Source organism: Serratia sp. 22278, from assembly GCF_052045405.1.
Classification (GTDB): domain Bacteria; phylum Pseudomonadota; class Gammaproteobacteria; order Enterobacterales; family Enterobacteriaceae; genus Serratia; species Serratia marcescens.
Genome location: NZ_JBQEOW010000008.1, coordinates 204,024 through 224,562, shown reverse-complemented (window position 1 = coordinate 224,562; position 20,539 = coordinate 204,024). Strand labels below are relative to the sequence as shown.

The 20,539-nt window shown below is 59.6% G+C and carries 19 protein-coding genes; 12 read left to right on the top strand and 7 right to left on the bottom strand.

The genetic code is table 11. From position 1 onward, the window contains the following. The first annotated feature begins 100 nt into the window (after positions 1 to 100). Both ACTJJ6_RS16565 and arsC read left to right on the top strand, forming a co-directional pair. A complete protein-coding gene (locus tag ACTJJ6_RS16565) occupies positions 101 to 1,570 on the top strand; it encodes a beta-barrel assembly-enhancing protease (protein ID WP_004941664.1) in 1,470 nt (489 codons plus the stop codon). 20 nt (positions 1,571 to 1,590) lie between these two features. Further along, positions 1,591 to 1,944: an arsenate reductase (glutaredoxin) gene (gene arsC, locus ACTJJ6_RS16560; RefSeq protein WP_015378717.1), complete on the top strand. Its 354-nt coding sequence runs from the start codon at positions 1,591 to 1,593 to the stop codon at positions 1,942 to 1,944. Between the two features lie 48 nt (positions 1,945 to 1,992). Here the strand turns inward: arsC and hda are convergent, their stop codons facing one another. Further along, the gene (gene hda, locus ACTJJ6_RS16555) at positions 1,993 to 2,694 is read right to left on the bottom strand and encodes a DnaA inactivator Hda (protein ID WP_025159568.1); all 702 of its coding nucleotides are present in this window, start codon (positions 2,692 to 2,694) and stop codon (positions 1,993 to 1,995) included. Between the two features lie 272 nt (positions 2,695 to 2,966). On the opposite strand from hda, the gene ACTJJ6_RS16550 reads away from it, so the two are divergent. Further along, positions 2,967 to 3,482: a hypothetical protein gene (locus tag ACTJJ6_RS16550; RefSeq protein ID WP_016926729.1), complete on the top strand. Its 516-nt coding sequence runs from the start codon at positions 2,967 to 2,969 to the stop codon at positions 3,480 to 3,482. 33 nt (positions 3,483 to 3,515) lie between these two features. Next, positions 3,516 to 3,764, top strand: a complete 249-nt coding sequence (locus tag ACTJJ6_RS16545; RefSeq protein ID WP_016926728.1) for a GlsB/YeaQ/YmgE family stress response membrane protein — start codon at positions 3,516 to 3,518, stop codon at positions 3,762 to 3,764. Between the two features lie 47 nt (positions 3,765 to 3,811). Here the strand turns inward: ACTJJ6_RS16545 and uraA are convergent, their stop codons facing one another. Together uraA and upp are read right to left on the bottom strand one after the other, a co-directional pair. Next, positions 3,812 to 5,101 carry a uracil permease gene (uraA, locus tag ACTJJ6_RS16540; RefSeq protein ID WP_440803525.1) on the bottom strand — a complete coding sequence of 430 codons (1,290 nt, stop codon included), beginning with the start codon at positions 5,099 to 5,101 and terminating at the stop codon, positions 3,812 to 3,814. Between the two features lie 76 nt (positions 5,102 to 5,177). Beyond that, a complete protein-coding gene (gene upp / locus ACTJJ6_RS16535) occupies positions 5,178 to 5,804 on the bottom strand; it encodes a uracil phosphoribosyltransferase (protein ID WP_004941642.1) in 627 nt (208 codons plus the stop codon). Between the two features lie 255 nt (positions 5,805 to 6,059). On the opposite strand from upp, the gene purM reads away from it, so the two are divergent. The 4 genes from purM (at position 6,060) to ACTJJ6_RS16515 (ending at position 8,818) form a co-directional block, all read left to right on the top strand. After that, positions 6,060 to 7,097 carry a phosphoribosylformylglycinamidine cyclo-ligase gene (purM, locus tag ACTJJ6_RS16530; protein ID WP_021504399.1) on the top strand — a complete coding sequence of 346 codons (1,038 nt, stop codon included), beginning with the start codon at positions 6,060 to 6,062 and terminating at the stop codon, positions 7,095 to 7,097. Continuing rightward, complete coding sequence (purN, locus tag ACTJJ6_RS16525; RefSeq protein ID WP_004941635.1) at positions 7,097 to 7,735, top strand: phosphoribosylglycinamide formyltransferase; 639 nt, start codon at positions 7,097 to 7,099, stop codon at positions 7,733 to 7,735. Before purM ends, purN begins: the two co-directional genes overlap by 1 nt. A gap of 113 nt (positions 7,736 to 7,848) precedes the next feature. Then, complete coding sequence (speG, locus tag ACTJJ6_RS16520; RefSeq protein ID WP_004941631.1) at positions 7,849 to 8,400, top strand: spermidine N1-acetyltransferase; 552 nt, start codon at positions 7,849 to 7,851, stop codon at positions 8,398 to 8,400. A 202-nt stretch (positions 8,401 to 8,602) separates the two neighbouring features. Further along, on the top strand, positions 8,603 to 8,818 hold the full coding sequence (locus ACTJJ6_RS16515) for a hypothetical protein (RefSeq protein ID WP_049299950.1): 216 nt from the start codon (positions 8,603 to 8,605) through the stop codon (positions 8,816 to 8,818). Between the two features lie 29 nt (positions 8,819 to 8,847). Here the strand turns inward: ACTJJ6_RS16515 and ACTJJ6_RS16510 are convergent, their stop codons facing one another. The 4 genes from ACTJJ6_RS16510 to ACTJJ6_RS16495 form a co-directional block, all read right to left on the bottom strand. Further along, complete coding sequence (locus tag ACTJJ6_RS16510; RefSeq protein ID WP_440803518.1) at positions 8,848 to 9,660, bottom strand: hypothetical protein; 813 nt, start codon at positions 9,658 to 9,660, stop codon at positions 8,848 to 8,850. A 234-nt stretch (positions 9,661 to 9,894) separates the two neighbouring features. Beyond that, positions 9,895 to 10,707 carry a phosphate ABC transporter ATP-binding protein PstB gene (gene pstB / locus ACTJJ6_RS16505; protein WP_019452422.1) on the bottom strand — a complete coding sequence of 271 codons (813 nt, stop codon included), beginning with the start codon at positions 10,705 to 10,707 and terminating at the stop codon, positions 9,895 to 9,897. A gap of 28 nt (positions 10,708 to 10,735) precedes the next feature. Continuing rightward, complete coding sequence (gene pstA, locus ACTJJ6_RS16500; protein WP_193843009.1) at positions 10,736 to 12,385, bottom strand: phosphate ABC transporter permease PstA; 1,650 nt, start codon at positions 12,383 to 12,385, stop codon at positions 10,736 to 10,738. Then, the gene (locus ACTJJ6_RS16495; protein ID WP_440803514.1) at positions 12,382 to 14,553 is read right to left on the bottom strand and encodes an ABC transporter permease subunit; all 2,172 of its coding nucleotides are present in this window, start codon (positions 14,551 to 14,553) and stop codon (positions 12,382 to 12,384) included. The genes pstA and ACTJJ6_RS16495 overlap by 4 nt, the downstream gene beginning before the upstream one ends. Positions 14,554 to 14,949: 396 nt before the next feature. Here ACTJJ6_RS16495 and ppk1 point away from each other — a divergent pair, with 396 nt between their 5' ends. From ppk1 to mgtE, 4 genes are all read left to right on the top strand, one after another. Then, complete coding sequence (gene ppk1, locus ACTJJ6_RS16490; protein ID WP_016926720.1) at positions 14,950 to 17,013, top strand: polyphosphate kinase 1; 2,064 nt, start codon at positions 14,950 to 14,952, stop codon at positions 17,011 to 17,013. Positions 17,014 to 17,023: 10 nt separating this feature from the next. Then, positions 17,024 to 18,574: an exopolyphosphatase gene (ppx, locus tag ACTJJ6_RS16485; RefSeq protein ID WP_033632396.1), complete on the top strand. Its 1,551-nt coding sequence runs from the start codon at positions 17,024 to 17,026 to the stop codon at positions 18,572 to 18,574. 181 nt (positions 18,575 to 18,755) lie between these two features. Beyond that, entirely contained in the window at positions 18,756 to 18,938 is a 183-nt protein-coding gene (locus tag ACTJJ6_RS16480) for a YfgG family protein (RefSeq protein ID WP_004941600.1), read from the top strand. Positions 18,939 to 19,041: 103 nt separating this feature from the next. Beyond that, positions 19,042 to 20,475 carry a magnesium transporter gene (mgtE, locus tag ACTJJ6_RS16475; protein WP_016926718.1) on the top strand — a complete coding sequence of 478 codons (1,434 nt, stop codon included), beginning with the start codon at positions 19,042 to 19,044 and terminating at the stop codon, positions 20,473 to 20,475. The last annotated feature ends 64 nt before the right edge of the window (positions 20,476 to 20,539 follow it).

The window sequence follows — 20,539 nt, the reverse complement described above, 5'->3', positions numbered from 1 at the left end:
GTGAGCCGCCGCACTTTCGCGCGGATTACGCCGCGGGAATAAAGAACTCTTGTCTGCTGCTGACGTCTTAGAAATGATTATTTAAGGGAAACGCCTGACTATGACCAACCGGTTGACCAAAACCGCGTTAGCGGTGCTGCTGCTCAGCACGCTGAACGCCACCGCCCTGGCGCCAGCACAGGCGGAAAGCCAGGACCAGTTGCCGGATATGGGCACCTCCGCCGGCGGCACCCTGAGCATCGGACAAGAACTGGCGATGGGCGATTTCTATGTGCGCCAACTGCGCGCCAGCGCCCCGCTGATCAACGATCCGCTGCTGAGCCAATACATCAATCAGCTGGGCAACCGGCTGGTGGCCAGCGCCTATTCGGTGCGCACGCCGTTCCATTTCTATCTGGTGCGCAACGACGAGATCAACGCCTTCGCCTTCTTCGGCGGCAACGTGGTGCTGCACTCCGCGCTGTTCCGCGTCAGCGACAACGAAAGCCAGCTGGCTTCGGTGCTGGCGCACGAAATCTCGCACGTCACCCAGCGCCACCTGGCGCGCGCAATGGAAGATCAACAGCGCAACGCCCCGCTGACCTGGGTGGGCGCGCTCGGTTCCATTCTGCTGGCGATGGCCAACCCGACCATGGGCATGGCGGCGCTGAGCGGCACCATGGCCGGCACCCAGCAGGGCATGATCAGCTTTACCCAATCGAATGAACAGGAAGCCGACCGCATCGGCATTCAGGTGCTGCAACGCGCCGGTTTCGATCCGGAAGCCATGCCCGACTTCCTGCAGAAACTCTCGGATCAGTCGCGCTACGCCTCCAAGCCGCCGGAAATGCTGCTGACGCACCCGTTGCCGGACAGCCGCCTCTCAGACGCGCGCAACCGCGCCAACCAGATGCCGAAACACATCGTGCAGTCTTCGCAGGATTACCTGATGGCCAAGGTGCGCGCACTGGGCATGTACAGTTCGGAAGGCTATGGCCTGAACGAAGAGCTGCTCGGCTCGCTCAGCAAGGGCAACGTGCGCGAACAGGCGGCCGCCAAATACGGCCGCGCCATTCTGTTCTATGAAGCGAAAAAATACGACGACGCGCGCAACATCATTCAGCCGATGCTGGCGCAGGATGCGAAAAACGTCTGGCTGATCGACCTGATGACCGACATCGATCTCGGCCAGAAACGCGCGCCGCAGGCGATCGCACGCCTGCAGGCGGCCAATGCCGCCCAGAACAACAACCCGGTGCTGCAGCTCAACCTGGCCAACGCCTATGTCGAAGGCAACCAACCGGCGCAGGCGTCGAAGATCCTGAACCGCTACACCTTTGCCCATCCGGACGATCCGAACGGCTGGGATCTGCTGGCGCAAGCCAGCGCCGCTCAGGGGCTGCGCGATGAAGAGCTGTCGGCCCGCGCCGAAAGCCTGGCGCTGACCGGCCGGCTCGATCAGGCCATCGGCCTGCTCAGCAATGCCAGCTCGCTGCAAAAACTCGGCAGCCTGAAACAGGCGCGTTACGATGCGCGCATCGACCAGCTGCGCCAACTGCAACAGCGCTTCCGCCAATACCAGCGCAGCTGATTCAACAAGGAATGAACGCCATGAAAAACGTCACGATTTACCACAACCCACGCTGCTCCAAGAGCCGTGAAACCCTGGCGCTGCTGGAACAGCACGGCGTCGATCCGAAGGTGGTGCTGTACCTCGATACGCCCCCTACGGTCGATGAGCTGAAAAAGCTGTTGAAGGAACTGGGCTTCACATCGGCGCGCGATCTGATGCGCAAAAAAGAAGATCTGTATAAGGAATTGAAGCTGGCGGACGACAGCCTGAGCGAAGAGCAACTGTTGGCGGCGATGACGGCGAACCCGAAACTGATCGAACGCCCCATCGTGGTGAAAGGCAGCAAGGCGCGCATCGGCCGGCCGCCGGAGCAGGTGCTGGAGATTTTGTAAATTCGAATTCGGGCGCGGACTATTGCGCCCTTTCTTTTACGGTAGCGGCTACAGCCCCAGAATTTCTTTAACGAACGGAATGGTGAGCTTTCGTTGGGCAGTGATCGAGGCGCGATCGAGCTGATCGAGAGTCATAAACAGCGTGCGCATCTCGCGATCCAGCCGTTTCAGCAGGAAGCGGCCCACGTCTTCCGGCAGCTCGAAGCCGCGCAGTTTGCCGCGCAGCTGCAGCGCCAGCAGCTTCTCTTCGTCCGACAGCGGCTGCAGCTTGTAGATCTGCCCCCAGTCCAGACGCGAAGCCAGATCCGGCAAACGCAGGTTCAGCTGACGCGGCGGGCGATCCCCGGTGATGAACAAACGGGTGCGGCCGGTTTCCAGGATGCGGTTGTAAAGGTTGAAGATCGCCATCTCCCACTCTTCGTCGCCGGCGATGCATTCGATATTGTCGATGCAGACCAGCGCCAGCTGTTCCATGCCGTCCAACACTTCAGGCACGAAGTAAGCGCGCTTGTCGAGCGGCACATAGCCCACCGCTTCCCCCTTCTGCGAAAGCTCGGCGCAGGCCGCATGCAGCAAATGGCTGCGCCCGCCGCCTTCACGCGACCAAAAATAGATATAGCTGCCATGTTCCTGACGGACGGCGGATTGGATCGCGGCTAATAGGGATGGGTTCTCGCCCGGATAAAAACTGGCGAAAGTTTCATCATCGGGAAGATAAAGTGGCAGTGAAAGCTGTGCCGGCGTATTCAGAGAAGCACCTCAACCAAAACTGGCAGAAAAACGTGGGCAGTTTAACACAGAAAACGGGCGCTGTTGAACCGGCTGGATCTTATGCCGCAATAGTGAACAATGCCTAAGCGCCGCTTGATTGGCTGCGGCCCCCGCCAAGGCAAGAATTATCCGAGTTAATTCCCTAACCCCATGCCTGCGCAGGTTAAATTTGTCATTTAAGCCAAATCTGGCCTAGTATAGGTAGGCTAAACGCAATCACCATCAACAAGGTTTCTGCAAGGATATAGACGATGAAAGTATGGAATAAAGTGCTGTTGGCCTCCTTTATCGGGTTGTTGGTTGCCGGCTGTGATGACTCGTCCAAGGTTGACGCCAACCTGGATAAAGCCAAAGACAGCGCCGAGCAGATGAAAGACGCCGCCCAGAAAAAAGCGGACGATCTGACGGACAAGGCGAAAGCGACGGCGGATGAAATCAAAAAAGAGGCCGCCACTCAGGCGGATCAGCTGAAAGACAAAGCTTCGGCGATTAAAGAAGACGCCGCCAAGCAGGCGGACGCCATCACCAACGACGCCAAGGCCAAAGCCGCCGCGATCAAAGACGACGCAGGCAAACAGAGCCAGCAGTTGGTGGATCAGGCCAAGGCCATCAAAAACGACGCCATCAACGGCGCCAACGATTTGACCGAGCAGGCCAAGGCGAAGACCGAAGCCATCAAGAACAGCGCCGAAAACAAAGCGCAAGAGTTGAAACAAGAAACCGATGCGGCGGTGAACGGCAATACTCAGCCGGCCACCCAGCAGTAAGCTATTCTCAGCCACAAAAGAAAGGAGCAGTAAATGGGGATTATTTCCTGGATTATCTTCGGCCTGATCGCCGGTATTTTGGCTAAGTGGATCATGCCCGGCAAAGACGGCGGCGGCTTTATTCTGACCGTCGTGCTGGGGATCATCGGCGCCGTGGTCGGCGGCTATATCAGCACCTTCTTCGGCTACGGCAAGGTTGACGGCTTCAACTTCGGCAGCTTCGTGGTGGCGGTTATCGGCGCCATCGTGGTGCTGTTCGTGTACCGCAAAATTCGCAGCTAAGGCGAATGCCATAAGTCAAAAGGGCAGCCCTTGGGCTGCCCTTTTCGTTACTTCTGCTCCGCCGGTTCGTCCGGCGCGTCGAGCACATCTTCTTCCTTGCGGAACAGGCTGATGACCTTGAACAGCAGGCTCAAGCCAATGCCGACGATGGTCGCCAGCGCCATGCCTTTCAGCTCCGCCGCGCCGATGTGCACCTTGGCGCCGCTCACGCCGATAATCAGGATCACCGAGGTTAAAATCAGGTTTTGCGCTTTGTTGTAATCCACTTTGGACTCGATCAACACGCGAATGCCCGAGGCGCCGATCACGCCGTACAGCAGCAGGGAAACGCCGCCCATCACCGGCACCGGCACCGCCTGGATCGCCGCCGCCAGCTTGCCGATGCAGGACAACAGGATCGCCAGCACCGCCGCGCCGCCGATCACCCAGGTGCTGTAGACCTTGGTGATGGCCATCACGCCGATGTTCTCGCCGTAGGTGGTGTTCGGCGTGGAGCCGAAGAAGCCGGAGAATACCGTCGAGATGCCGTTGGCGAACATCGAGCGGTGCAGGCCCGGATCGCGGATCAGGTCTTTTTTCACGATGTTGGCGGTCACCACCAGGTGGCCGACGTGCTCGGCGATCACCACCAGCGCCGCCGGCAGAATGGTGAAGATGGCGAACCACTCAAAGCGCGGGGTGTAGAAGGTCGGCAGCGCGAACCAGTGCGCCTCGCGGATCGGGGTCAAATCCACCACGCCCATGAAGAATGACAACGCATAACCCACCAGCACGCCGATCAGGATCGGGATAATCGCCAGGAAGCCGCGGAACAGCACCGAGCCGAGCACCGTGACCGCCAGCGTCACCAGCGAAATGGTGATGGTGGTCGAGTCGGCGCTGGCGCCTTCCGCCGGCAGCAGCCCCGCCATGTTGGCCGCCACGCCCGCCAGCTCCAGGCCGATGACGGCGACGATCGCCCCCATCGCCGCCGGCGGGAACATCACGTCCAGCCAGCCGGTGCCGGCCTTTTTCACGATCAGCGCCACCAGGCAGAACAGCACGCCGCACATGATGAAACCGCCCAACGCCACTTCGTAACCGAGCGGCAACAGCAGCAGCACCGGCGAGATAAACGCGAAGCTGGAACCGAGGTAGGCCGGGATCTTGCCTTTACAGATGAACAGATACAGCAGCGTGCCGATGCCGTTGAACAGCAGCACGGTCGCTGGGTTGATCTTGAACAGGATAGGCACCAGCACGGTGGCGCCGAACATGGCGAACAGGTGCTGGAAGCTGAGCGGAATGGTCTGGAGCAGCGGCGGGCGCTCGCTGACGCCGATGGCGCGACGGGTCATGTGTGTTTTTCCTCGGTTTATTGGTTTTATAGGTTTTAGTCAAAAAAAAGCCGACTCGTTAAGTCGGCTCAAATGTTTACTTGGTACCAAATATCTTGTCGCCCGCATCGCCCAGGCCAGGCACGATGTAGCCCTTATCGTTCAGACACTGATCGATGGAGGCGGTGTACAGTTCAACGTCCGGGTGCGCTTTCTCCAGCGCGGCGATGCCTTCCGGCGCCGCCACCAGGACCAGCACCTTGATGCTGTGGCAGCCGGCTTTCTTCAGCAGATCGATAGTGGCGATCATCGAACCGCCGGTGGCCAGCATCGGGTCGACGACCAGCGCCATGCGCTCTTCGATGTTGGAAACCAGCTTCTGGAAGTACGGCACCGGCTCCAGGGTTTCTTCATCGCGGTAAACGCCCACCACGCTGATGCGCGCGCTCGGCACGTGCTCCAGCACCCCTTCCATCATGCCCAGACCGGCGCGCAGGATTGGCACTACGGTAATCTTTTTCCCTTTGATCTGGTCCACTTCAACTGGCCCGCACCAGCCTTCGATGGTGACTTTTTCCGTCTCCAGATCGGCGGTCGCTTCATAGGTCAGTAAACTACCCACTTCTGAGGCCAGCTCACGGAAGCGTTTGGTGCTGATGTCATTTTCGCGCATCAGGCCAAGCTTGTGTTTTACCAGCGGGTGTTTCACCTCAACGATCTTCATCATTTTTCTCCTATTAAGGTGGTTGCGGCCAAAAAAATCGCGGGATTATACCTCCTTTTTTTCGCTGCGCCACCCACAATAGCCCGATCGGGATCAACAAAAGTTTGAATATCAGTATAGATGACGAAAAAGCGGAGCCGGTTCACAAGCCGCTCGCAAACGTTTGCCTGCGCTGTTAGAATTGCCGCGCCTTATTCCGGAATCAACATCGGAAGCACAGTTTTCAAACCGCAAACCGTCGTGGGGAATCGCGCAGTGACCGACAAAACCTCTCTCAGCTATAAAGACGCAGGTGTCGATATCGATGCAGGCAACGCATTGGTAGATCGCATCAAAGGTGTAGTTAAACAGACCCGTCGCCCGGAAGTGATGGGCGGTCTGGGCGGGTTTGGCGCCCTGTGTGCGTTGCCGCAGAAATACCGCGAGCCGGTGCTGGTTTCCGGTACCGACGGCGTGGGCACCAAGCTGCGTCTGGCGATGGATCTGAAACGCCACGACACCATCGGCATCGATCTGGTGGCGATGTGCGTCAACGATCTGGTGGTTCAGGGCGCCGAGCCGCTGTTCTTCCTCGACTACTACGCCACCGGCAAGCTGGATGTGGACACCGCGGCCAGCGTGATCACCGGCATCGCCGAAGGCTGTAAGCAGTCCGGCTGTGCGCTGGTGGGCGGCGAAACCGCTGAAATGCCGGGCATGTACCACGGCGAAGATTACGACGTGGCCGGTTTCTGCGTCGGCGTAGTCGAAAAATCCGAGATCATCGACGGTAGCAAAGTGCAGTCCGGCGATGCGCTGATCGCCCTGGGCGCTTCCGGCCCGCACTCCAACGGCTACTCGCTGGTGCGCAAAATCCTGGAAGTGAGCAACACCGACCCGACCGCCACTCAGCTGGAAGGCAAACCGCTGGCCGACCACCTGCTGGCGCCGACCAAAATTTACGTGAAGTCCGTGCTGGAGCTGATCGAGAAGGTTGACGTCCACGCCATCGCTCACCTCACCGGCGGCGGCTTCTGGGAAAATATTCCACGCGTGCTGCCGGAAGGCATGCAGGCGGTGATCGACGAAGCCAGCTGGCAGTGGCCGGCGGTGTTCACCTGGCTGCAGCAGGCCGGTAACGTCAGCCGTCATGAAATGTACCGCACCTTCAACTGCGGCGTAGGCATGGTCATCGCCCTGCCGGAAGCCGAAGTGGAAACGGCCATCGCGCTGCTGACCGCGGCAGGTGAAAAAGCGTGGAAAATCGGTAAACTGACCGCCTCTTCCGACGAACAACAAGTGGTCATCAACTGATGAAAAAGATCGTGGTGTTGGTCTCCGGCCAGGGGAGCAATCTCCAGGCGCTGATTGACGCCTGCCAGCAGGGCCGCATCGCCGCCGAAATCGTGGCGGTGTTCAGCAACAAGGCGCAGGCTTATGGCCTGCAACGCGCCGAAGCGGCGGGCATCGCCGCCCAAGCGCTGGATGCCAAGGCCTACGCCGATCGCACGGCGTTCGACGCCGCGTTGGCGGACGCCATCGACCAGTACCAGCCCGATCTGGTGGTGCTGGCCGGCTACATGCGCATCCTCAGCCCGCAGTTCGTGCAGCGCTATGCCGGCCGCATGCTGAACATCCACCCTTCCCTGCTGCCGAAATACCCGGGGCTGCATACCCACCGTCAGGCCATTGACAACGGCGACAGCGAACACGGCACCTCGGTGCACTTCGTGACCGAACAGCTCGACGGCGGCCCGGTGATCTTGCAGGCCAAGGTGCCGATTTTCGCTGACGACGAAGAGGATGACGTGGTTGAACGGGTGCAAACCCAGGAACACACGATCTATCCGCTGGTGGTGAGCTGGTTCGTCGACGGCCGCCTGGCTATGCGCGACGGCGCCGCCTGGCTGGACGGCGAACGCCTGCCTGAACAGGGTCACGCCGCCGACTGATGCGCGCAGCCTGAACCTTGCCTAAACGGCGCCCGCGCGGCGCCGTTTTTTTTCGCCTTCATCCATTCTGTGAAGTTATACTTTGCACAATTTCACGGCACAGAGGAGCCCACATGTCCAGCACTGCCAGCGTCAGGTTACGCCCATTGGAACGGGACGATCTGTCGTTCGTCCACCAGATGGACAACAACGCCAGCGTCATGCGCTATTGGTTTGAAGAACCCTACGAAGCCTTTGTCGAGCTTTCCGATCTCTACGACAAACACATCCACGATCAGAGCGAGCGCCGCTTTATCATCGAGCACGAAGGCGCCAAGGTCGGCCTGGTAGAGCTGGTGGAGATCGATCACATCCACCGCCGCGCTGAGTTCCAGATCATCATCGATCCCGCCCACCAGGGCAAAGGCTATGCCAGCACCGCCGCCCGTCTGGCGATGGACTACGGTTTCTCGGTGCTGAACCTGTACAAGCTGTACCTGATCGTCGATAAGGAGAACCCGAAGGCGATCCACATCTACAGCAAGCTGGGCTTCAACGTGGAAGGCGAGCTGATCGACGAGTTCTTCGTCAACGGCGAATACCGTACCGTGCTGCGCATGTGCATTTTCCAGCCGCAATATCTGGCGAAGTTCAAAACGCCCAATGATAAGCCGCTGGTGAAGTGACAATTCGCGAGAAAAAAGAAAAAACCCGCCCAGGCGGGTTTTTTATTGGAAAATAAGTGGCTAGTATTAAGGCATGTTATTTTATCGTCAGGAAATAGCCTGATGAATACGAAAATAAATAATATTCTCCAATATAATTAATCGAAAAATAATTAATAGTGATAGTAAGAGTTACCCTCTGCCTCTACAAAGGAAAAATGCCATGACGACCGTCTCAAACCTGCTGCTTTTTATCGGCCTGGCGATGCTCGCCATCGCCGCCGGCCTGAATACCTATAGCGGCTACGCGCCTGCAGATCCCAATAGCACCCCGCTATTTTCCCCGCTCTGGTGGACGCGCTGGTTCCCGCTCTATGCCTCGGGAGCCGCGTTGCTGCTGGTGGGGGGCGTGTTGAAGCTCGCCGATAAAACGCGTTAAGAACCATGTGATGGTATGGCGCTTAGAGGTTAGTTATTTTTCTTGCCCAGCCTACGCATCAGCCATCCACGCAGTGGCTTTTCGGCCGGTGGCAAATCAGCAACGGTCTCCAAAGTGATATCAGGTACGTTTTCCTGTGCCGCAACATTGCACGCATGCTGACAATGCGCCTGATATTCCGCTTCGTTTTGATACAGGTGGGGCTGCCACTTCAGCCAGAAAGCCTTGGCGTGCTGCAGGGATCCCCATTCATTAATCGACCAAGCCACAACGAACAACGCCAAGAACAAATAGGCGAAAAAGAATAATGAAAACAAAAATATATTACTGGCAGTGGCTTCGCTTGCCCCCAACGGAAGCACGCTGGTATAGACACCGTAAGCGATAGCCAACGCACTGACGACAAAGAATATCAGTACAAAAAAGCGCTGCTTAAACAACTGGTTGACATCGAGGGCAAATACTTTGTTGCCTTCATTTTTGCTAGCTGTAAGCGAAGTACGACGCAAGAAACTGTTCAACGCAAGGTCGTTCAATGCCACCGGTCCACGGCCCAAATAGTCCACTAGTTGATGCGCCACCCATACCGGCAGGCGGATCCCAATACTTTCATATAGCGCTTTAATTTGCAGCAACGTCATGCCACTCTGCGGCGCATCCCGCAATTTCTGAATACGCGACAGGACGGACAAGCGTTTTACATCGCTGACGCTATCAAACTGGCAACGTCGTCGGGAATCATATCCCTTCAACCAACGTAAAAACCACCATGCCACTCCAGAGATCAGTAGGGGTAATAACTGGAGAGATAATTCTTTGATATAAACCTCATCAATATTCATACTTATAATTTCCTTTTATAGACAGTTATTAATCCATCGATAAAACGCAGAAACAAATGAAATGATGAATTAAAAAATCACCAAGGGTCCGATTTTTATCGAGAACCCTCTATATAGCATGAATAATGTAGGAAAAATAATTATGAAAGGATTTTTATTGCGATACCGAACCATATCTGCTGGACTTTAAATTCAATGAGCGGCGTAAACCCACAGGTTTGCGCCGCTCATCCCTCACCCATACCGCCCGGTAATATAATCCTCGGTGCGGCGCTGGCGCGGCGAGGTGAAAATGGCGTCGGTGTCGTTGTACTCCACCAGCCGGCCCTGATGAATAAAGGCGGTGTAGTCGGAGACGCGCGCCGCCTGCTGCATGTTGTGCGTCACCAGCACCACGCTATAGCGCTGCTTGAGTGCGGAAATCAGCTCTTCGATGGTCAGCGTGGAGATCGGATCCAGCGCCGAGGTCGGCTCGTCGAGCAGCAATACTTCCGGCTCGATGGCGATGGCGCGCGCGATCACCAGGCGCTGCTGCTGGCCGCTGGACAAGCGGAACGCATTTTCGCGCAGCCGGTCCTTCACCTCATGCCACAGCGCGGCGGCGCGCAGCGAACGCTCCACCGCTTCATCCAGCAAGCGCCGGTCGCGCACTCCCTGCAGCCGCAGGCCGTACACCACGTTTTCATAGATCGATTTCGGGAACGGGTTCGGCCGCTGGAACACCATGCCCACCCGCCGCCGCAGCGCCGCCACGTCGATCTGCGCGCCGGAGATCGCCGCGCCGTTCAGCTGCAGATCGCCCTCGATGCGGCAGTTGTCCACCAGATCGTTCATGCGGTTGAAACAGCGCAGCAGCGTCGATTTGCCGCAGCCCGAGGGACCAATCAAAGCCGTCACCCGGTGCTTCGGGATACGTAACGAGATATCGTGCAACACCTGCTTGTCACCATAAAACAGGTTCAGGCCGTTGACCGCCAGCGCGGTCTGTTCATCGTCGAGATGCTGGACATCCAGCCGGGGCAAACTGCCTGGCGTCATCAAACCCATTACGCACTCCCCAAAAATAGCGTCATTGTTACTGCGACCATGCTCGGTACCGCTCCCTCAACGAATGGCGGATACCCATCGCCGCCAGATTCAAACTCACCACGATCGTCACCAGCAGGAAGGCGGTGGCGAACACCAGCGGCCGCGCCGCCTCTACGCTCGGGCTCTGGAATGCCATATCGTAGATCTGGAAGCTCAAATGCATAAACTTCCGCTCCAGGTGCAGATACGGGAAAATCTCGTCCACCGGCAGCACCGGCACCGATTTCACGACCCCCACCAACATCAGCGGCGCGGTCTCCCCGGCGGCGCGCGCCACCGCCAGGATCAGGCCGGTCATCATCGCCGGCGCCGCCATCGGCAGCACGATGCGCCACAGCGTCTCGGCCCGGCTGGCGCCCAACGCCATCGAGCCCTGCCGCAGCGAGGTGGGAATGCGCGACAGCCCTTCCTCGGTGGCGACGATCACCACCGGCAGCGTCAGCAGCGCCAGCGTCAGCGCCGCCCACAGCACGCCGGGCGTGCCGAAAGTCGGGTTGGGCAAGGATTCAGGATAGAACAGCTGATCGAGCGTGCCGCCGATCATATAAACGAAGAAGCCGAGGCCGAAGACGCCGTAGACGATCGAGGGCACGCCGGCCAGGTTGACCACCGCGATGCGGATCACCCGCGTCAGCAGATTGTTGCCGGCATACTCGTGCAGATATACCGCCGCGATCACGCCAAACGGCATCACCACGATCGACATCAGGATCACCATCAACACCGTGCCGAAAATGGCCGGGAACACCCCGCCTTCGGTATTCGCTTCGCGCGGGCTGTCGGTGAGGAACTTCTTCACCTGCTCGCCCCAGTGCGCCAGCTTCTCGACGGTGTTCATGGCGTTCGGGTACCAGGCATCGCGCACCTGACTGAGCGGAATGGTCAACGTCTGCCCGTGCATGTCGCGCAGCAGCAGCGCGTCGCGCTGGCGATCGCGGTTCAGCCCCGCCAGACGTTCGGACAGCAGCTGATACTGCCGCTGCAGCTCCAGCCGTTCGGCCTTGATGGCGTCCTGCGCGCGGGCGTCCAGCTTATCGTCGCGCTGCAGGCGCTTTTCCCGCAGCCGCAGCGCGTCAAACTGCTGATTGATGCGCGCCATGTCGCGGAATTGAATGTCGTGCGCCTGGCGCGAGAGCGCGGCGATTTGCGGCAGCCGCTGCTGCAGCGCCTGCCCCAGATTGCGGCCGGTCAGCGGTTGCCCATCCTCCAGCAGCCCTGCCAGATAGCCGTAGGCGGTGCCATGGCTATCACGCTCCAGCACCAGCAGGCTGCGCGGCGTGCTTTGGCTGCGGATGTCTCTGGCCAGCAGCGTGCGGAAATCCTGCCCCTCGCGCTCGCGGTTGCCGACCTTAATCAGATAGCGTTCGACGCTCTGCGCCTCGCCCGGCGGCGTGACGCCCGCCTCGGCCAGTTGGCGCCGGGAAATGCTTTGTTGCTGGTACAACTCGCCGATCACCGTCACCGGCCCGGCGCCGTTCTGATTCAGTTCGAACTGATAAACCGGGCTCGGCCAGAAATAGCGCATCCCCTGCCCGGCCAGCAGCAACAGAATGCCGATCAGCGCCAGCAGGCTGACGGCCACCGAACCGGCGGTCAGCCATATCCACGGCGACCCGCTCTTCACCCAGCTCTTCATGGCGCCTCCTGATTCGGCGTGTAACGCTTGCGCAACCGCAGGCGCACCGCCTCCGCCAGCGTGTTGAACACGAAGGTGAAGACAAACAGCACCAGCGCGGTCAGGAACAGCACGCGGTAATGGCTGCTGCCGGAGACCGCCTCCGGCATTTCAATGGCGATGTTGGCCGCCAGCGCGCGCAGCCCCTGGAACAGGCTGCCGTCGATAATAGGCGTGTTGCCGGTGGCCATCAGCACGATCATGGTTTCCCCCACCGCGCGGCCAAAGCCGATCATCAGCGCGGAGAAAATGCCGGCGCTGGCGGATGGCAGCACCACCTTGATCACCGTCTGCCACTGGGTGGCGCCCAGCGCCAAAGAGCCCTGGCTCAGGGTCGCCGGCACGCTGAACAGCGCGTCCTCCGCCAGCGAGAAGATGATCGGCACCAGCGCGAAGCCCATCGCCACGCCCACCACCAGCGCATTGCGCTGATCATAATTATCCCCCAGCCAGAAATGCAGCGGCTCACCGAACAACGCCACCTCCAGCCGCGGCCCCAGGCTGAGCGCCAGCCACACCGTCAACGCCAGCAGCGGTAATAGCAACAGCAGATCGACGCCCGGCCGGCAGCGCGGCATAAAGCGATGGGTCAACGCGCCGCACAGCAACACCGCCGCCGCCAACAGCAGCGGCAACGCCAGCACCGCCAACAGATACTGCTCGATGATCGGCGCCAGCCAAATGCCGGCCACCAGCCCGATCACCACCGTCGGCAGCGCGCCCATCACTTCGATAGCCGGTTTGATCACCCGCCGCAGCCCCGGCGTCATAAAGTAAGCGGTATAGATGGCGCCGGCCAAGGCCAGCGGGATGGCGAACAGCATCGCGTAAGCCGCCGCCTTAAAGGTGCCGAAGATCACCGGCATCAGGCTGAATTTGGGTTGGTAACTGTCTTCGCCGGAGGTGGACTGCCAGACATAGGCCGGCTGCGGGTAGTTCTCATACCACACCTTGCCCCACAACGAACGCCAGGTGACGTCCGGATACGGGTTGTCGAGCGCATAGCGCTGCCAGCCCTGCGCGCTCTCCAGCAGCAGGCCATCGCCGCGCGGCGCGAACGCCATCTGCCGCACCTCGGCGCCCAAACGGGTATTCAGCAGCGGCTGCGGTTGAATGGCGGAGAACAGCGAGAAGCCGCCATCGGGCCGCAGGGTGGCGAACACCCGGCGGTAAGGCTCAGCCACCGTCAGCTCCTGCCCGTCGGCGCCGTGGTCGAAATGCTGCACCGGCGTCAGTCGCCAGCGCTGCTCTTTTTCCACCTCGAACCACTCGCGCAGGTTGCCGTCGGCGCCCTTGATCAGCAGCGCGCTGCCGCCGGGCAGCGCCGTCATCTGATACGGGGCGTGTTCGCCAAGGGTACGCGTTTCACGCAGCTGCAGCTGTGCGCCGTCGATCTGATAACGCGCCAGCCGGTTGCCGGTCAGCAGATAAAGCTGGCGGCCATCCGGCGTCAGCACCAGCTGCTCGGCGTCGTGCTCCAGCGGCCGCTCGCTGAACTGCGGCGGCCGGTCGGGGCTGAAGCGGCCGAACACCAGACGCCGATCGTCGGTCACCCCGGCCAGCAGATACTGCCCGCGATGCGCATCCGCCAGCGACAGCAGTTTCAGCGGCTTGCGCTGTGGATCCAGCGCCAATGGCTGCTGCCCGAGCGGGAACTGCCACTGCGGCCGGCCGTTTTCCGCCGTGGCGAAATCCGCGCGCGCCACCACCAACCGGCCGTCGGCCTGCGCCAGCGCAAACAGATCGCGCTCTCCGGCGGCCTGCGCGAGCAGCGCCGGTTTGGCCAGCAGCGTTTGCTGCGCCAGCGGCGTCTGGGCCTGGCCGCTCGGCGCCGGCATCAGGCGATAAAATTGCCCCGAGCCCTGCGCGTCGATGCGATAACCGACGCGCTGCTGCACGTCCATGCCCAGCGCCAGCGCCGGGGCCGATACCGTGAGCGGCAGCGGCTGCGCCTGGCCGAGCGAGGCCGGTTTGAACAACGGCAGCACCGCAAACAGCAGATAAACGAAGATCAGCATCAACGTCATCAGCACCATCAGCCCGCTGGCGGTCACTGCCGCCTGCACGCCGCGGTCGATGCGCCCGCGCATGCGATCTCGGGGATGTTGATTGGCCGTCGTCTGTATCATGTGTCTCGCTGTCGCTGATGTAATCGGGCTTGCGCCGTAAGATAACCGGGCATCTTATGTCAGTTTTATGACGTTTGCATGACAAAGTTACCCACCATAACCCAGGTTTTTTACACTGCAAAAAGACAATATGGCTTTGATATATTGCTGAAAAATGAACGTAAACACGCTTAATATCACCAAGAATAAGTCTGCTAATCGTCATTTCCTGCTGTTCATTTCGCCACCTGGCGCCCCACCTCTGAGAAAATTTATTGCCGCCGAAAAACGCCGCGCGCCAACGCAATGGATATGTTGGACTTTCCTGTCAATCTCTCGCAATAATGATGAAGGACACTAGAGCGGCATCCGGGCGCTGCGTCCCGGATCCTATTCTAAATTTGAACTGGAGTGGCAATGGGTCAGGAAAAGCTCTACATCGAAAAAGAACTAAGCTGGTTATCCTTTAATGAGCGCGTGTTGCAGGAAGCCGCAGATAAGAGCAATCCCCTGATTGAACGTATGCGTTTTCTGGGCATTTACTCCAACAACCTCGACGAGTTCTATAAAGTCCGCTTCGCCGATCTCAAACGGCGCATCCTGATCAGCGAAGAGCAAGGCTCCGCCGGTTCTTCACGCCATCTGCTGAAAAAGATCCAGGCCAAGGTGCTGAAAACCGATCAGGAGTTCGACGGTCTGTACAACGATCTGCTGCTGGAAATGGCGCGCAACCAGATCTTCCTGATCAACGAACGCCAGGTGTCCGAGAACCAGCAAATCTGGCTGCGGCAATATTTCAAACAGCACCTGCGCCAGCACATCACGCCGATCCTGATCAACCACGACACCAACCTGGTGCAGTTCCTGAAAGACGATTACACCTATCTGGCGGTGGAGATTATCCGCGGCGCGCGCACCGACTATGCGCTGCTGGAGATCCCGTCGGACAAGGTGCCGCGCTTCGTCAATCTGCCGCCGGAAGCGCCGCGCCGCCGCAAGCCGATGATCCTGCTCGACAACATCCTGCGCTACTGCCTGGACGATATCTTCAAGGGCTTCTTCGACTACGACGCGCTCAACGCCTATTCGATGAAGATGACCCGTGACGCCGAGTACGATCTGGTCACCGAAATGGAATCCAGCCTGCTGGAACTGATGTCCTCCAGCCTGAAACAGCGCCTCACCGCCGAGCCGGTGCGCTTCGTTTATCAGCGCGACATGCCGAACGAGATGGTGGAGCTGCTGCGCGGCAAGCTGGGCATCTCCAACTACGATTCGGTGATCGCCGGCGGCCGCTATCACAACTTCAAAGACTTCATCAGCTTCCCGAACGTCGGCAAGGCCAATCTGGTCAACAAGCCGCTGCCGCGCCTGCGCCACATCTGGTTCGACGGTTTCCGCAACGGCTTCGACGCCATTCGCGAAAAGGACGTGCTGCTCTACTACCCGTACCACACCTTTGAACACGTGCTGGAGCTGCTGCGCCAGGCGTCGTTCGATCCGAGCGTGCTGGCGATCAAAATCAACATCTACCGGGTGGCGAAAGACTCGCGCATCATCGAATCGATGATCCACGCCGCGCACAACGGCAAAAAGGTCACGGTGGTGGTCGAGCTGCAGGCGCGCTTCGACGAAGAGGCCAACATTCATTGGGCGAAGCGCCTGACCGAAGCCGGCGTGCACGTGATCTTCTCGGCGCCGGGGCTGAAAATCCACGCCAAACTGTTCCTGATTTCGCGCCGTGAAGGCGATGAAATTGTGCGCTATGCTCATATCGGTACCGGCAACTTTAACGAAAAAACCGCGCGCATCTACACCGACTATTCGCTGTTGACCGCCGATTCGCGCATCACCAACGAGGTACGCCGGGTATTCAACTTTATTGAGAACCCCTACCGGCCGGTCACCTTCGACAACCTGATGGTGTCGCCGCAGAACTCGCGCCTGAAGTTGTATGAGCTGATTGACAACGAAATCGCCAACGCCCAGGCCGGGGAACAGGCCGGCATTATGTTGAAAATAAATAATCTGGTGGATAAAGGGCTGGTAGATCGGTTATATACCGCGTCCGGCGCCGGCGTGAAGATCCGTCTGCTGGTGCGGGGCATGTGTTCCCTGATTCCCAACCTGCCGGGGATCAGCGACAATATTCAGGTGATCAGCATCGTCGATCGCTTTTTGGAACACGATCGGGTTTACGTTTTCGACAACAAAGGTGACAAACGGGTGTATCTGTCCTCCGCCGACTGGATGACCCGCAACATAGATTACCGTATCGAAGTGGCGGTATCGCTGCTGGATCCGGCGCTGAAACAGCGCGTTCTGGACATTCTGGAGATCCTGTTCAGCGATACGGTCAAGGCCCGTTATGTGGATAAAGAACTGAGCAACCAGTACGTGCCGCGCGGCAACCGCCGCAAAGTGCGCGCCCAGGTGGCTATTTACGAGTATTTAAAAGCTCTGGAACAACCAGGACAGTAGGCCAGCAACTATGCCGCTAAAAAACACTGCAACGAACAAACCGCAGGAAATCGCCGCCATCGACCTCGGGTCGAACAGTTTCCACATGGTGATCGCCCGCGTCGTCAACGGCGCCTTACAGGTATTGGGCCGTTTAAAACAGCGGGTGCATCTCGCCGACGGATTGGACAGCAACAACGTACTCAGTGAAGAGGCGATAGAACGCGGCCTGGCCTGCCTGGCGCTGTTTGCCGAACGGCTGCAGGGCTTCCCGGCGGATAACGTCACCATCGTCGGGACCCACACCCTGCGTCAGGCGGTGAACGCTGAAGTGTTCCTCAAGCGCGCCGCCAAAGTGATCCCCTACCCGATCGAAATCATCGCCGGGCAGGAAGAGGCGCGTCTGATCTTCATGGGCGTGGAACACACCCAACCGGAGAAGGGCCGCAAGCTGGTGATCGACATCGGCGGCGGCTCCACCGAGCTGGTGATCGGCGAAGACTTCGAGCCGCTGCTGGCGGAAAGCCGCCGCATGGGCTGCGTCAGCTTCGCCCAGCTGTTCTTCCCGGGCGGCGAGATCAGCAAAAACAACTTCCGCCGCGCGCGGCTGGCGGCGGCGCAGAAGCTGGAAACGCTGGCCTGGCAGTACCGCATTCAGGGCTGGCAGTACGCGCTGGGCGCCTCGGGCACCATCAAGGCCGCCCACGAAGTGCTGGTGGCGATGGGCGAAAAAGACGGTCTGATCACCCTGGAACGCCTGGAAATGCTCGCCGAACAGGTGCTGCAGTTCAAAAGCTTCAGCTCGCTGAGCCTGCCGGGGCTGTCGGAAGATCGCCAATCGGTGTTCGTGCCGGGGCTGGCTATCCTGTGCGGCGTGTTCGACGCGCTGGCGATCCGCGATCTGCGCCTGTCTGACGGCGCGCTGCGTGAAGGCGTGCTGTATGAAATGGAAGGCCGTTTCCGCCACCAGGACATCCGCAGCCGCACCGCCAAAAGCCTGGCCGATCACTACAACATCGACCGCGAACAGGCCAAGCGGGTGCTGGAAACCACCGAGCTGCTCTATTCGCAGTGGATGGCGCAAAACACCAAGCTGGTGCATCCGCAATTGGAAGCCCTGCTGAAATGGGCCGCCATGCTGCACGAAGTGGGGCTGAGCATCAACCACAGCGGCATGCATCGCCATTCGGCCTACATTCTGCAAAACTCCAACCTGCCTGGCTTTAACCAAGAACAGCAGCTGCTGTTGGCGGCGTTGGTGCGTTTCCACCGCAAGGCGATCAAGCTGGAAGAGCTGCCGCGCCTCAACCTGTTCAAAAAGAAACACTACCTGCCGCTGATCCAGCTGCTGCGTCTGAGCACCCTGCTCAACAACCAGCGCCAGTCGACCACCACGCCGGAAACGCTGCGCCTGACCACCGACGACAACCACTGGACGCTGCGCTTCCCGGCCGGCTACCTGGCGCAAAACAACCTGGTGCAGCTGGACTTCGAGCGCGAGCAGGCCTACTGGAACGACGTCGTCGGCTGGAAGCTGCTGATCGACGAAGAAGGTTCGCAAGACGAACAGCGCTCCGCCTGATCCCCCGCCCCCTGCCAGCCAGGGGGTTTTTCTTTCCGCCCCCGCTCCGCCAACCTAAACGAAACCCTAATACGGCGCGCCGCTCGCCGGAAAAAAATGGACAACTTTTGTCATCAGCGCCTAAAATCCGGTTACAAATTCTCGAGCGAATAACACAGGACACCGGCATACCGGGTGATATATGCGCAAGAAAACCACCGGACAGATGACGAAGATAGTGTTGTTTATCAGCTTTATCATTTTAGTCGGCCGACTGCTGTACGCCGCCGTGGTGGCGGTGCCTCATCATCAGGAAAAAAAGCAGGCCGCTGCGCAAAACGCCGCCGAAGTCAGCGCGCCGCAACAGGACGCCTCCTCTGAATAACCGCCGCGCCCCGTCCGTTTCATAAAAATGACTCCGGCACTCGCTATGCTCTATCTTTTAATGAGCCTGCGTCAGGAACGCCGAGCGCCCGTTAAGGAACACCATGTCAGCCGCAACCCATAACGTCAAAAAAGTCGCTGAACACCGCCAGCGCATTCTCACTCTGTTGTTGAACAATAAGGAATTGGTCGACGGCATTCTCGGCCGGCCAGGGGATGAACACGCCCTCAGCCAAAGCGAACTGCTGAACCAAACGGCGGAAATTACCGGCCTGCTTGACGACATGCACGCCGCCGACCTGGCGGACTTGCTGGAGGCGCTGCCGCAGGACGAACGCATGGCGCTGTGGCGGCTGGTGGGCAACAGCAAGCGCGGCCAGACGCTGGTGGAAGTCGCCGAACCGGTCTGGGACAGCCTGATCGAAGAAATGAGCGATAAAGACCTGCTCAAAGCGATCAAAACGCTGGACGTGGACGAACAGGCCTATCTGGCGCAATACCTGCCGCGTAACCTGATGGGCCGGTTGCTGACCTCGCTGGAGCCGGAGCAGCGCGCTCAGGTGCGCGAGATGAGCCAGTACGCCAAAGACAGCGTCGGCTGGATGATGGATTTCGAACTGGTGACGGTGCGGCCGGACGTCACGCTCGGCGCGGTGCACCGTTTTTTGCGCATGCGCAAAACCATTCCCGACGCCACCGATAAACTGTTCGTCACCGATCGCAAAAACACCCTGCTGGGCGAACTGCCGCTCACCGCGGTGCTGCTGAACGACCCGGAAATCCCGGTGCGCGAAGTGATGGACAGCGATCCCGCCACCTTTCAGCCTGAGGACAAGGCCGATGAAGCGGCCGGCGCGTTCGAACGTTATGACCTGATCAGCGCCCCGGTGGTTGACGCCAAAGGTAAACTGATGGGCCGCCTGACCATCGAAGAGATCGTCGACGCCGTCAACGAAGAGAGCGACACCAACCTGCGCCGCATGGGCGGTTTAAGCCCGGAAGAAGACGTGTTCGCCCCGGTCAGCAAAGCGGTCAAAACCCGCTGGGCCTGGCTGGCGATCAACCTCTGCACCGCGTTCGTCGCCTCGCGCGTGATCGGTCTGTTCGAACACACCATTTCCCAGCTGGTGGCGCTGGCGGCGCTGATGCCGATCGTCGCCGGCATCGGCGGCAACACCGGCAACCAGACCATCACCATGATCGTGCGCGCGCTGGCGCTGCACCAGATTGAAGTCGGCAACATCTCGCGCCTGATGCTCAGGGAGCTGGGCGTCGCCATCATCAACGGCGTGGTGTGGGGCGGCATCATGGGCGTGGTCACCTGGCTGCTGTACGGCGACGCGGCGATGGGCGGCGTGATGACGTTGGCGATGCTGCTCAACCTGCTGCTGGCGGCGCTGATGGGCGTGGTGATCCCGATGACCATGCTCAAACTGGGCCGCGATCCGGCGGTCGGCTCGAGCGTGCTCATCACCGCGCTGACCGATACCGGCGGCTTTTTCATCTTCCTCGGCCTCGCCACCCTGTTCCTGCTGTAAGACGCTCAAAGCCGGCCCCGCGCCGGCTTTTTCGTCATTCTGTCGCCGGGTTTGCGCTAACGCA

Bases quoted from the DNA above. Each gene is read 5' to 3' on its own strand.
- mgtE (WP_016926718.1), top strand. From the start codon at position 19,042: ATGTCAGCCGCAACCCATAACGTCAAAAAAGTCGCTGAACACCGCCAG.
- purN (WP_004941635.1), top strand. From the start codon at position 7,097: ATGAAAAAGATCGTGGTGTTGGTCTCCGGCCAGGGGAGCAATCTCCAG.
- ACTJJ6_RS16515 (WP_049299950.1), top strand. From the start codon at position 8,603: ATGACGACCGTCTCAAACCTGCTGCTTTTTATCGGCCTGGCGATGCTC.
- ACTJJ6_RS16550 (WP_016926729.1), top strand. From the start codon at position 2,967: ATGAAAGTATGGAATAAAGTGCTGTTGGCCTCCTTTATCGGGTTGTTG.
- pstA (WP_193843009.1), bottom strand. From the start codon at position 12,385: ATGAAGAGCTGGGTGAAGAGCGGGTCGCCGTGGATATGGCTGACCGCC.
- uraA (WP_440803525.1), bottom strand. From the start codon at position 5,101: ATGACCCGTCGCGCCATCGGCGTCAGCGAGCGCCCGCCGCTGCTCCAG.
- ACTJJ6_RS16565 (WP_004941664.1), top strand. From the start codon at position 101: ATGACCAACCGGTTGACCAAAACCGCGTTAGCGGTGCTGCTGCTCAGC.
- upp (WP_004941642.1), bottom strand. From the start codon at position 5,804: ATGAAGATCGTTGAGGTGAAACACCCGCTGGTAAAACACAAGCTTGGC.
- pstB (WP_019452422.1), bottom strand. From the start codon at position 10,707: ATGGGTTTGATGACGCCAGGCAGTTTGCCCCGGCTGGATGTCCAGCAT.
- ACTJJ6_RS16480 (WP_004941600.1), top strand. From the start codon at position 18,756: ATGCGCAAGAAAACCACCGGACAGATGACGAAGATAGTGTTGTTTATC.
- arsC (WP_015378717.1), top strand. From the start codon at position 1,591: ATGAAAAACGTCACGATTTACCACAACCCACGCTGCTCCAAGAGCCGT.
- ACTJJ6_RS16545 (WP_016926728.1), top strand. From the start codon at position 3,516: ATGGGGATTATTTCCTGGATTATCTTCGGCCTGATCGCCGGTATTTTG.
- speG (WP_004941631.1), top strand. From the start codon at position 7,849: ATGTCCAGCACTGCCAGCGTCAGGTTACGCCCATTGGAACGGGACGAT.
- ppx (WP_033632396.1), top strand. From the start codon at position 17,024: ATGCCGCTAAAAAACACTGCAACGAACAAACCGCAGGAAATCGCCGCC.
- ACTJJ6_RS16495 (WP_440803514.1), bottom strand. From the start codon at position 14,553: ATGATACAGACGACGGCCAATCAACATCCCCGAGATCGCATGCGCGGG.
- ACTJJ6_RS16510 (WP_440803518.1), bottom strand. From the start codon at position 9,660: ATGAATATTGATGAGGTTTATATCAAAGAATTATCTCTCCAGTTATTA.
- ppk1 (WP_016926720.1), top strand. From the start codon at position 14,950: ATGGGTCAGGAAAAGCTCTACATCGAAAAAGAACTAAGCTGGTTATCC.